Origin of the sequence: Trichocoleus sp. DQ-A3 (assembly GCF_039961975.1) — a bacterium.
Taxonomy (GTDB): Bacteria; Cyanobacteriota; Cyanobacteriia; order Cyanobacteriales; family FACHB-T130; genus FACHB-T130.
This window is the reverse complement of sequence record NZ_JAMPKC010000002.1, coordinates 568840-580076: the sequence shown is the minus strand read 5'-3', so window position 1 is coordinate 580076 and position 11237 is coordinate 568840. Positions and strand designations below refer to the sequence as shown.

Below are 11237 nucleotides of genomic sequence, written 5' to 3'. Positions count from 1 at the left end.
GCGATATATTCCACCCACAGAGGAAACGCTATATTAGTTTTGATTAAAGCAACTTTAAGTATTTTATCGTGATTGTGAAGGATAAAAAATGGTAGATACTAATCAGAATAACGACTTTCCATCTTCTCTTGAATTCTTTTTTAGAGTTCCTCTTTACAAAACATTTGATATAACTGGAGAGAACTGGCCAAAAGTTCTAGATGTCGAATTCTTTAGAGAAACTCTTGATGCATATTGCATAGAGTGCAAAAAAGATAGCACTTTTATACACGACTTTGAGAAACGTACGACTGAGTACAAAAAGACTTATGCCTTTTCCGAAAGAATATTTTGTAATGTTTATAAATGTTCTAGAAATGCAAGCCATAGAATAGATTTTTGCTTTAAAGTGTACAATGAGAAAATCCAAAAGTTTGGACAAGCCCCTTCAATTGCTGACTTAACTTTGAATAAAATTGGTAAGTATAAAAAAATTTTAAGTACAAAAAAGTATAATGAGTTGAGTAAGGCTATTGGTCTTGTAAGCCATGGAGTTGGAATTGGTTCTTTTGTTTATTTAAGAAGAATATTTGAAGATTTAGTTGAACAAGCTCATCAAGAAGCAATAGAAATAAAAAAAGATTCATGGAATGAGGAAACTTATTGCAGGAGTAGAATGGATGAAAAAATAGGGTTACTAAAAGAATTTCTGCCAGATTTTTTATTTAGAAATAGAATTATCTATTCTATTTTAAGTAAAGGAATCCATGAGTTAAGCGAGGAGGAATGTTTAAAATATTTTGATGCAGTCAAAATTGGAATAGAACTAATTTTGGATGAGAAGTTGGAAAGATCGAATAGAGAAGCAAAAACCAAAGAAGTAGAAAAACTACTTTCTGAAATCCATAATGAACTTAAGTGAATTGTTAGCGAAGCGCAACCCGCCGCTTCGCTTGCTGTTTCACCGTACACAATAACAACTCATAAGGAAGATTTGGAGAGACGCGATCTCTCCTCCTATAAATATTAGTTTTGCAAAAGTCATAAAATATATCTATAACCAAAACAATAACTAAGGTGAATGTGCTATGACACTTTCAACAATTAGTGCAGAACTATTCCTTTAAAAGTAAACGCTCATAGTTTGGTGCGTGTGGGCGGAACACGGGTAACATTAGATACAGTTGTAGCTGCTTTCAATTCCGGGGCGACTGCTGAGGAAATTGTGTTTCAATATCCTTCTTTGCAGTTAGCGAATATTTATGCTGTAATCAGCTACTATTGACGGCATCGGCAAGAAGTTGAAGTGTATTTGCAACAGCGGCAAAAACGCGCAAGTGAAATACGCAAGCAAAATGAAGCTAAGTTTGACCCCGACGGGGTACCCGAATCATTTAGGATTACTATAAAAATCTAATTTTTAATTAGAGCAGCTACAAATTAGGCTTCGCTTAACAAGATTGGTGTACCGTTTATAGCAGTTCTCACTCTTAGCTCAATATAGACTTGGAAACTCACCCCAACCCGCGAACTTTCACAAGAGGGAATATAAAAAAAACCTCTCTATGAACGGGATGAAGTTAAACCTGACTAGCTCCAATAGGGAACTGCTGTATCTTGAATTGAGAAGTAGCTTAATAAAGTTTTACTCGGTTTTATAAATTAAGAAAACTGAGCCAATTGGATTAGAGTTTTCTACATAGATTTTGTTGTTATAGTAAAAAGCTGTTGAAAACCCACCATCAAATAACATTGCTTCCTGAATATTTCCTAAACAGTGGTTTTTAGAAATTCCTTTCAGGACATCATCAAACTTATCAGGATACAATGGTCCATCGGTTTCGACGTTGTTAACCAATAAAATTACATAGCCTTTGGAAGTAATCGCTGCCATTGAGCGGCTGGTTTCGTGTTGACAGGCATATTCTCCCAAGTCATTACAAATATCTTTAAATATTCCATCTTTATAAAATCTTCCATTTCCTCCTACTAAGTTATAGTTTAAATTTTGCTCGTTTCTTTTCCCAATCTGGATTGTCGCTTTTCGCGCTTTTGTACCTTCTGAAATTCCAAAGGAAGACCGCTTATCTTTAAATAAACCCGAATATTCTACCCCCCTCGAAATGTTCAAGCCTTGGGGTTTATTCTCAGGATCTATATAATCCCCGTTAATGGCTGCAATCGGTTTTTTGCCATTTAGTTTTGCATTATCATCGGCTATAATTTCATGAAATTGTTTTGGAACATATTCTTTGCGGAATCTTCCTTTAGCATCTTTAGCATAAATTTCATGGGCTAAAGCAAGACTAACCTTAAAATCTAGTTTCGGAGATTTTGGATCAAAAATAAGAACATAATTTGCCCCTTTAGCCTTTGTATTTCCTTGATGATCCGTTCTGATAAATTCTATGCTGAATTGGCATTCTTGGCTTTGGCAATCGCATAAATTATTAGCTGTATTTTCTCTGCTTATTATTTTTTGTGCTTGAACTTGAGGACTCGTTGAAGTATTTTTGGAATAAACATGAACAACAGATAAAATAATAAATATTACTAAGAATGTGGCTAGAAATTTTGCTTTTGTAAACATACACCAAGAATTTACAAAAAATGTATGTTTACATTTTAAGCCTAGCAATACCTAGGATGAGGGTGAAAATTAACCACCCTACAAGTATTTTAATAAATAATAAACACGAGCTAATTGTCAGTTGTCATGAGCTTTTAGGTGTTTGCTCAGAATTTCTGATCAAAAACGAATCATTAATGACGAATGACGAACGATCAATTACCGCTAACTAAACGAACCCTAGAGACTGATGAGACCCAATGGCGCTGTTGTAACTGATGCATATGGTTAAACAGTTGCCAGCAATACTGTTCTGGAAGCCCGCAGGTTAAGGCACCGCGCAGGACAACGTTGAAGTACCAGTCGTTGGGGGCGAGTTCTTCTGCTAATTTGTTAACGACAACGTAGGTACGAACGCTGGTATATGTCCGACCTTGGCAGGAAACGTTGACCATTTCCTGGCGATAACCGCCTTGAGGGACTTCTTCGCGTTCATCTAAGCGATCGCTCAATCTCCACGGTAGTCGATACAGAACTCCTTCAACTGAGGCTGATGGATCTTTTACCATATCTAAAACACCACAGTTACGAAGCGCTGAGCGACGATAAAATCCTAGCCGATATCCTTTCAGTGTGGCAGCACCAATCACGTAACTATGGGTGTTCTCGCCGAATGTACGCTTTAAATCGACCGGGCACATACAAGAACCGTAAGCAAAATAGTAGAACATCGGCTCTGTTTGTTGCTGTTGTTGCAATCTCAATGCTGGATGTGAAGGATTATGAGATTGTACCCAGGTGTGTTTTAAGTGTCCAATGCGATCGCTCATCTATCTATAGGTATAGAAATGTTTTTACTATGGACATGATTCTAGCAGAATGTTTTTATTGTATACCTTCATATCCCGATAGGCAAACCGTAGATTAAATTTTTGTTTTCTCCTCCGGAAACCGGATAAAGATTGGTAGGGTTGAAAAAGCCAAATATTTTGGAGTTTCCTTGCGGAAGTACAAATACAAGGTTGGGTTTCATTCCCGCACGGAGCCAACGAAACACTGGCTGCGGTTGGGTTCAACAGCGGGAAACCCAACCTATACGGAAAGATTTGTCAGCTAACCCTAACCCCTCACCATTGATGGAAAAAGGAGCATTTGTGTACGTCTGTGCCTCACTTTAGTTTCGCCAGCGTGCCCGATAGCTTCGCGCATCAAGATGACACAGGTTCGGGAAGCTGGTGTAACGACCCAAACCACCGGGCCACCAAGGGTCGAGAGACCAGTAAAGTTGATCGCCAGAAAGACCTTCGCAGAGAAAGTCTATCGCATCTCCAACAATATGACGGCTGTATCTTGCCCCACCAACTGCACGATTGATCGCTGGAGGTCGATACCAGCTAGTGATGATAAAGGGTCGCCCAATGCGATCGCGTGCCCTTTGTGCGAGTCTCGCAATCCGGATCATGGCATCCAGCGTTGCCTGGTTAGGAGGCATCCGGGTGCCGCCGTGGGTAGCTTCTGCCCAGGTAAAGTTGCCATCCGGAACGATGGGGGCAGACAGCTGAATATTCCTTAGCGTCCACCTGTCGGGACGCTTGGCGACAGCGATTGGGACAGGCTTGGGTGCGGCGTCCGGAGAATCTTTCCGTGCCTGATTCATGCGTTTGAGATCCTCAAATAAGGAGCGAATGGCTTGATCTCTGGTTGCCAAATCGCGCCAAAGTTGAACCAGGCGGATTAAAGCTTCTCGTTGGTGGTCGATTTCTTTATATTCAATCGGCAGACGCCGAACAAAATTCAGCAATTCTCGATCTAGTTGGGCAGCAAGACTCGATAATTTGGTGCGATCGCTCGTCGTGCCACTCAGCAGTAGAGGGTCGATTCCCAATGATGTCAGCGCGGAAGCGCGAGAGTCCAACTTTCGCCAGATCCGAACTAATTCAGTTAGCGCGTTGCGTTGGTTGCCTGAAGCTTGATAATACTGCGGAATGCGCTGGATAAAGGCAATCAGGGCCGGATCGACAATTTTAATCCCTGTATCGGCGGAGGTGTTGTTTTTCAAAGAAGCGATCGCAACTTCCCGCGATTCTAGCTGACGCCACAGCTGGGCTAGCCGCAGCAGGGCTTCTCGCTGATAGGGATAACCGGAGTAATTGGGAGAAATTCGCTGGATAAATTGCTTGAGAGGAACATCCATCTGGGATTCCTCGAAGTTATCGCCAATGACAGTGCCAGGAGACAGCAAAGACGCGATCGCGGCTTCTTCTGTATCCATCTGACGCCACATCCGCACCACTTCCAGGGCAGCATCCCGTTGATGAGGCAAGCCAGTATAGTATTCTGGAACTCGCTCCACTAGGGTCAGTAGCGCCTTATCCAGGTAGGCAAGATTGTGGGGCAAGCCTTCCGCACTGAAATCGGTTTCGATGTCTTTTAGGTACGCTTGCAGTAACGCCTTGGCATCGCTGGCTTCCAACCGCGCTGCTGTCGGTTCGCTTGCTGGCGGTGCATAACCATCAGCCACAGCTTGAATAAAGCGATCGCTGTAGCGCCCTTTTTGTACGTCCCACAGATCCGCTCCTTTCCACCCCTGAGCGACCAGATTGTTACTTAAACTGCGGATAGTATTGGCAGCATATTGCACTTGTTTGGGAAAAGAATCCACCTCCTGTAGGGGAATGCGATTCGCTGGGGAGATGCCCAGTCCCTTTTCTCCGTCCGAAAACTGCGGTGAAGATAGCACTTGATAAAGCGCTGCCAGAATCGGCTTGTGAATGCCAGTTCGTTCCGCTTCTAAGAGGTAGTAGTAATTGCGCTGGTCTGGTGTCAGTGTTGGCATAGCCAGTTTTGATAACCCACTTAACCACTCTATGACTTTGGCACCCGTTCCGAAGCTTTTCCAGAGTGATTCCTAGAATAAATATCAATCAGTGCGATCGCTAACTAAACGGCACGGTGACGCCCCAAGCGTCCGCTTTGCGGACAGAGAAGCCAGAAAATCTAGCTTTCTCCCCTATAAGGCTACGGTGTACACACAAGTCGGCTGACCTCTCCCCAAACCCATCTCCGACACGGAGAGGGGCTTTGAATACTGCTCCTCTTCCCTACGAAGGAAGGGGTTGGGGGTTAGGTCTGAGAGCGCTTTGTCCGTACACCGTAGCCTTATAGGGGGAGGGGTAGGAAGAGGTCAAAATCCACTGTAACCAATTGAAAATCGCGCTCTTTACTTTAGCGCTGGCGACGAAACTCCACCACATCTTTTTTAATGGTGATGTCATAGCCGTCATAGAAGTCATGTCCTAGCAGTCCAATGTCCAAGTCGGGTTGTCCGATTCCTACCAGCACATCTTTGACGAGATTTCCACCTAGTTGAATCGAATTAACAAACCCAAAGTATATTCCAGCTACTCCATTCGCCGTCTTCACGTTCGCCATTCCTACGGGTTTCACCTTTAGGTCATAAGCCATCTGTCGGGTGATCAACGTTTTACTTGCCCCTGTATCCAGAAACATTTCATATTTCTTTTTGCCATCAAATGTCACGTCAACAACAGGAATCGTGTCCCCTTGTCGGCGTTTGATGGGAACCGTGAAAAAGGGTTTGTTAACGATTGCAGGTCCAATGGGTTTGGGCTTGGGCGGAGGAGCCGCTTGTTTCTGAGCCGAGGCTAGAAAGCGCTGGTATTGAGGCAGCTTCTTTTGAGCGATCGCATGGTTGCGGCTAGAAGTTGGCACAGCTTTCATTAATTCAATTGCCTCTTGCCATCGGCTGGCAACTAATTGCCAATCATCTCGGCTTTTGGCAGATTCACTAATCGCGATCGCGCCAAGGGCAGTATCAATCGCTTCGTTATAAGTGTCAGGGCCAGTCTTAATCGGTTGGTTAACGGGTGTTTTTTTAGTCGCCGTTGATGCTTTTGGCTTAGCTGTTGAGGCAGATTTAGCCGGTTGAGTCGCAGCAGAACTGGCAACAGCCGCCACGGGACTTGCGCTAGCAGCAGGCTTTGCTGGGGCTGAGGCGGCTGGTGGGCTAGGAGGGCTTGCTGCATCGTTATTACAGCCAAGAATCCCAAACGCCAGGGAGCTGGATAGAACAATCAGGGTGGTACGGCTTTGAGAGGGTTTCCACATGATTAATCGCCCGATCTTATAAGCAATTGATTTTGGAGAGGACACGGCTTTTCTGGCAAGACGGGTCTTACTACACCCTAAGGTAAGATTTTTCCGTAGATTTTTCCGGATTTAACCAGTTTCTTTTTGTTGAATGACTGTTTAACCTGTCAATCGCGATCGCTTCCCGGAAACTCTCCATGCCAGAAGGAGCCGATTGGTTGCCCCGACTTGCCGTAGTTGCGAACCCGTTCAAGCCAGTCCCTCCATCAAGGGCTGCATCAAAGTGTATTTGTTCCATACCATACTAAATGCTACATGAGCAACCGCATTTTCCACAGAATAGATTTTGTAGGTAAACAACAGCCATACTCTTGACTAATCGGTCTTTATAGCGTTAATTGCACTGATGGCGCGGCTGTAGAATAATGCCTTTTGGTCTACAGTTACGTAAAATTGGAAACTTTGTGCAATCTAAGCTCATAGAGTTAAATAATCCTGTCGAAGAAGAATTATATTTGGGTGACTCAGAACCCCCCTTTACCCTTCAAGACTTGAAAGCCGCCATTCCCCCAGAGTGCTTTGTGCCCTCCACCAAGCGATCGCTGTTCTATTTTCTAGTGGATGTAGGGATAATCGGCATCCTCTACGCGATCGCTAGCTATCTGGATTCCTGGTGGGTTTGGCCTGTATTTTGGTTGGCGCAGGGAACAATGTTCTGGGCGTTGTTTGTCGTCGGACACGACTGCGGTCACGGTTCTTTTTCCAGAAAAAAATGGGTAAATAACCTGATTGGGCATTTGGCACACATTCCCATCCTCGTGCCGTATCATGGGTGGCGTATCAGCCACCGAACTCACCACCAAAATACCGGCAACATTGACACGGATGAAAGCTGGTATCCCGTTACAGAAAGCCAGTATCGGGAGATGCCCGCGTATGAAAAATTTGTCCGCTTTAATGCCTTAGCCTTACTGGTGGCTTATCCTTTGTACTTGTTTAAAGGGACTCCTGGAAAGCCTGGTTCTCACTTTCTCCCCAGTAATCCTGTGTTTCGACCCTCCGAAAAATGGGATGTCATCACTAGCGCAACCCTCTGGACGCTGATGCTGGGTTGCTTGGGCTGGTTAACTTATCAGTGGGGGTGGATGTGGCTGGTCAAATACTATGTAGGCCCCTACGAGGTTTTTGTTGTCTGGCTGGCATTGGTAACATTTCTGCACCACACCGACCCAGATATTCCTTGGTATCGTGGGAAAGACTGGTATTTTCTCAAGGGTGCCTTATCTACGATTGACCACGACTATGGGTTTATCAATAATATCCACCATAATATTGGCACCCATGTAGCTCATCACATATTCCTCAACATGCCTCACTACCACCTGAAAACAGCGACTGAGGCGATTAAACCCATTTTGGGTAATTACTACCGAAAATCTGAGCGGTCAGTTTTCCAAGCCTTCCTACGCTCTAACCCTTCTTGCCATTTTGTAACGGATACAGGGGCGAAGGTTTACTACAAATCTGAAAAAGAACTCCAAAAAGACTAATACAGTCATTTCCTGAGTTCGCAGTAGAGGCGCAAAGCTTTGCGCCTCTAATTGATTAAAATTTTGATGGTTTGATTCCAAACGCGCTCAGCCCTTGCCTCTACGGTAAATGAACCCTTCGCGGCAAGCCTGACAGACTGCGACCCCCATTAACCAGGAATATTCAGATAAAAGTGGAGAGCGAATTAAAACTGTAAACTTATGTTAAGTTCAGTTTTCGCTTTTCATCATGAATTCCCGTCGCATCTTCCTCAATACTCTATTCGCAAGTTTTTTCGCCCTCATCACCTGGTTGAGCATTACACCATCAGCGGCTGCTCTCGGCGGCAAGCTGCCCACGGTAAATCAATCGGCTCCAGCGTTTACCCTGCCAACGAATACCGGCGATGGCGAAGTCTCCCTCTCCGATTACCGAGGTAAATGGGTGGTTCTCTACTTTTATCCCCAAGACTTCACCTCTGGTTGCACTCTAGAAGCCCGCAGATTTCAGCAAGACTTGCCGAAATACCTGGATAAAAATACTCAAATTATTGGCGTCAGTGCTGATTCTGTTGATTCTCATGCCAAGTTCTGCGATTCAGAAAAGCTGAAGTTTCCACTGCTGGCTGATACAGATGGCAAGGTGAGCAAAGCTTACGGTTCTTGGATTGGATTTGTCTCGATGCGCCATACCTTCATTGTCGATCCACAGGGAGTGCTACGCGAGACATTTACAGGGATCAATCCTGCAATTCACAGTAGCGAGGTTTTGGTACGTCTCAATGAATTGCAGGCAGCATCCTAAAGCGGCTAATAACTCAGCAAAGCCGTGAAAATCAACATCGTTTGTGCAAGCTGATCATCGGTAATCGGCAATAAGTTCTTGTCAGTATTCCCGATAAGCTCATGCACATTCAAGAGGATTGCTATATTAGCAAAAAGCATAAATAACAAAATTCCTGATGGATGTTTGTCTCCACCAGGAATTCTTAAAGTTGTTTCTAAAACGTAGTTGTCAATGTTACGTAACTACGGCGAAACTTCTGTTGTACTTTACCGACGATAAGTAGAAGAAGTGGCTTCATTTGGGTCGCGGTAAGCTACACGGTCGTCGTGTTTACGACCAGCTAAACCAGCTAAACCAGCTAAACCCAGCAGTCCTAACCAACCCCAATTAGAATCGCGATCGCCTTCATAATCGGCGTTGTTTACGCCTTGACTCGGAGCAGTGGTGGTGGTGTCGGGAGCTGTATTGGTGGTACCGGGAGCTGAATTATCGGTCTGGGCGGAAGCAGGTAGGGTCATGGGAACCAAAGCGACGCTAGCTGCAAGAACACCAGCACTCACCAATTTGGACAAGTTTGAATTTTTCATGTTTAAATCTCCTGTTCTTATGTTTCCAATCGATGGATTTCCAACAGGACGACATCCAGCAAATTGGTTTTAAAAGTGACGGACAGACAATAAATGTCTACGAACAAGCTGTCAATCAGCTTTAGCGGCGATAAGTAGAGGAACCGACTTCGTTGGGGTCGCGGTAAGCGGTCGTTTCGTGATTCTTACGACCGGCAAGACCTGCCAAACCAGCTAAGCCCAACAATCCTAACCAACCCCAATCAAAACCGCGATCGCCTTCAGTATTTGTATTTGTATTGTCTACGCCTTGGCTAGGAGCTGTATTGGTGGTACCGGGAGATGTAGTCGTATCAGTCTGGGCAGAAGCAGGTAGGGTCATGGGAACCAGAGCGACGCTAGCTGCAAGAACACCAGCACTCATTAGTTTAGACAAGTTTGAATTTTTCATGGGTGAATCTCCTCTTTTGTTACTCTTAATTTATACGAGTATCAAGAGAATCCAAATCCCTCTATAGCTGGAAACTCCTGCTTGTGTTTGTTATCACTCAAGAGATAGAAAAAGCCTTTTACAGGAGATGAATATATACGGCTAAAGCCGTATATACATTTCTGTAAATTTTATTTCTTGTCTCCTAGGTGTCGTTGTAGCTGCCTGAGAGTTTGATACATCTCTGGAAGACGATGGTAGATGGCTGCTGCTTTTAGGAATACTTTGTGGGGAATCGCTGGCACGCCAGTAACAATGGCACCGGGTTCAATATCATTGTGGATGCCTGCTTTGGCGGTCGCGATCGCACCATCTCCAATATGCGCTTGATTGGCAATCCCTACCTGTCCGGCTAATAGCACGCGATTGCCAACGGTAACACCGCCTGCCATCCCCACCTGTCCGGCTAAGGCGCAGTTAGAGCCAACCTTACAGCCGTGACCGATATGTACCAAGTTATCAATTTTGGTGTTGTGGGCAACGCGGGTTTCTCCCACAGCGGGGCGGTCAATGGTGCTATTGCAACCCACTTCAACGCCATCTTCCAGAACAGTGTAGCCAGACTGCTCCATTTTGAACCAGCCAGTCGGGGTGGGGACAAACCCAAAGCCTTCCGCACCGAGGACGGCACCGCTATGAATCACGGAATCTGCGCCGATCCGGGTGCGTTCGTGAATGGAACAATTAGCGTGTAATACCGTGCGATCGCCTATCTGCACGTTTGGATAGATGACTACATTCGGGTGAATGATGACAGCATTTCCAATCTCTGTACCCGCCTCAATGACTGCATGAGCGCCGATGTAAACATCTTGACCAATTTTGGCGTCGGGATGAATGACTGCGGTGGGATGGATTCCAGGCGCTGGACGGAAGGGTTTATAGAAAAGTGCGATCGCTGCGGCGAACATTAATCGCGGATCGGATACCGCAATCCAGGCAATTCCCCGCTCAGATGCTTGTGCTTGTAGCTTTTCATCCGGCGGTAAAATTAAGGCACTGGCAAAGGTTTTTCCCACAAAAGCCGCAAATTTCGCGCCCTCTATGTAGCTGAGTGTGCCAATGGCAGCCTCATCGACGGGTGCTACTCCCGTAATTTCCGGGTTGCAATCTGTATTTGAGGTCAAACTATTGCAGGCGGCAGTAGTACCCAGTTTTTCGACAATTTCGTGAAATTTCATCGGCATATTCATGGACAACTGTAAAT

General features: G+C 44.9%; 11 protein-coding genes and 1 pseudogene. 4 read left to right on the top strand and 8 right to left on the bottom strand.

The features are described from left to right. Positions 1-88 precede the first annotated feature (88 nt). Together NDI44_RS05835 and NDI44_RS05830 are read left to right on the top strand one after the other, a co-directional pair. Entirely contained in the window at positions 89-901 is an 813-nt protein-coding gene (locus tag NDI44_RS05835) for a short-chain dehydrogenase (protein ID WP_190412764.1), read from the top strand. 195 nt (positions 902-1096) lie between these two features. Next, a pseudogene (locus NDI44_RS05830) lies at positions 1097-1396 on the top strand (DUF433 domain-containing protein). 228 nt (positions 1397-1624) lie between these two features. On the opposite strand, the gene NDI44_RS05825 reads toward NDI44_RS05830, so the two are convergent. The 5 genes from NDI44_RS05825 to NDI44_RS05805 all read right to left on the bottom strand — a co-directional run bounded on the left by NDI44_RS05825 (position 1625) and on the right by NDI44_RS05805 (position 6956). Further along, a complete protein-coding gene (locus NDI44_RS05825) occupies positions 1625-2569 on the bottom strand; it encodes a phosphodiester glycosidase family protein (protein WP_190412763.1) in 945 nt (314 codons plus the stop codon). Between the two features lie 194 nt (positions 2570-2763). Next, positions 2764-3378 carry a gamma-glutamylcyclotransferase gene (locus tag NDI44_RS05820; RefSeq protein WP_190412762.1) on the bottom strand — a complete coding sequence of 205 codons (615 nt, stop codon included), beginning with the start codon at positions 3376-3378 and terminating at the stop codon, positions 2764-2766. A 344-nt stretch (positions 3379-3722) separates the two neighbouring features. Beyond that, complete coding sequence (locus NDI44_RS05815) at positions 3723-5384, bottom strand: D-Ala-D-Ala carboxypeptidase family metallohydrolase (RefSeq protein ID WP_190412761.1); 1662 nt, start codon at positions 5382-5384, stop codon at positions 3723-3725. Between the two features lie 389 nt (positions 5385-5773). Next, on the bottom strand, positions 5774-6676 hold the full coding sequence (locus tag NDI44_RS05810; RefSeq protein ID WP_190412760.1) for a retropepsin-like aspartic protease: 903 nt from the start codon (positions 6674-6676) through the stop codon (positions 5774-5776). A 70-nt stretch (positions 6677-6746) separates the two neighbouring features. Next, complete coding sequence (locus tag NDI44_RS05805; protein WP_190412759.1) at positions 6747-6956, bottom strand: hypothetical protein; 210 nt, start codon at positions 6954-6956, stop codon at positions 6747-6749. A gap of 166 nt (positions 6957-7122) precedes the next feature. Between NDI44_RS05805 and NDI44_RS05800 the strand changes: the two genes are divergently transcribed. Next, positions 7123-8208: a fatty acid desaturase gene (locus NDI44_RS05800; protein WP_339380667.1), complete on the top strand. Its 1086-nt coding sequence runs from the start codon at positions 7123-7125 to the stop codon at positions 8206-8208. Between the two features lie 229 nt (positions 8209-8437). Continuing rightward, positions 8438-8992 (top strand): peroxiredoxin, encoded by a 555-nt coding sequence (locus NDI44_RS05795; protein ID WP_190412757.1) that lies wholly within the window; start codon positions 8438-8440, stop codon positions 8990-8992. Positions 8993-9240: 248 nt separating this feature from the next. Here the strand turns inward: NDI44_RS05795 and NDI44_RS05790 are convergent, their stop codons facing one another. The 3 genes from NDI44_RS05790 to lpxD form a co-directional block, all read right to left on the bottom strand. After that, positions 9241-9561, bottom strand: a complete 321-nt coding sequence (locus tag NDI44_RS05790) for a WGxxGxxG family protein (protein ID WP_190412756.1) — start codon at positions 9559-9561, stop codon at positions 9241-9243. Positions 9562-9682: 121 nt separating this feature from the next. Further along, positions 9683-9991, bottom strand: a complete 309-nt coding sequence (locus NDI44_RS05785) for a WGxxGxxG family protein (RefSeq protein ID WP_190412755.1) — start codon at positions 9989-9991, stop codon at positions 9683-9685. A 170-nt stretch (positions 9992-10161) separates the two neighbouring features. Next, a complete protein-coding gene (gene lpxD / locus NDI44_RS05780; RefSeq protein ID WP_190412754.1) occupies positions 10162-11211 on the bottom strand; it encodes a UDP-3-O-(3-hydroxymyristoyl)glucosamine N-acyltransferase in 1050 nt (349 codons plus the stop codon). Positions 11212-11237: the final 26 nt, after the last annotated feature.

Excerpts from the sequence above, each read along its gene's own strand:
- lpxD (WP_190412754.1), bottom strand. The coding sequence starts at position 11,211 with ATGAAATTTCACGAAATTGTCGAAAAACTGGGTACTACTGCCGCCTGC.
- NDI44_RS05825 (WP_190412763.1), bottom strand. The coding sequence starts at position 2,569 with ATGTTTACAAAAGCAAAATTTCTAGCCACATTCTTAGTAATATTTATT.
- NDI44_RS05795 (WP_190412757.1), top strand. The coding sequence starts at position 8,438 with ATGAATTCCCGTCGCATCTTCCTCAATACTCTATTCGCAAGTTTTTTC.
- NDI44_RS05835 (WP_190412764.1), top strand. The coding sequence starts at position 89 with ATGGTAGATACTAATCAGAATAACGACTTTCCATCTTCTCTTGAATTC.
- NDI44_RS05785 (WP_190412755.1), bottom strand. The coding sequence starts at position 9,991 with ATGAAAAATTCAAACTTGTCTAAACTAATGAGTGCTGGTGTTCTTGCA.
- NDI44_RS05810 (WP_190412760.1), bottom strand. The coding sequence starts at position 6,676 with ATGTGGAAACCCTCTCAAAGCCGTACCACCCTGATTGTTCTATCCAGC.
- NDI44_RS05820 (WP_190412762.1), bottom strand. The coding sequence starts at position 3,378 with ATGAGCGATCGCATTGGACACTTAAAACACACCTGGGTACAATCTCAT.
- NDI44_RS05805 (WP_190412759.1), bottom strand. The coding sequence starts at position 6,956 with ATGGAACAAATACACTTTGATGCAGCCCTTGATGGAGGGACTGGCTTG.
- NDI44_RS05790 (WP_190412756.1), bottom strand. The coding sequence starts at position 9,561 with ATGAAAAATTCAAACTTGTCCAAATTGGTGAGTGCTGGTGTTCTTGCA.
- NDI44_RS05815 (WP_190412761.1), bottom strand. The coding sequence starts at position 5,384 with ATGCCAACACTGACACCAGACCAGCGCAATTACTACTACCTCTTAGAA.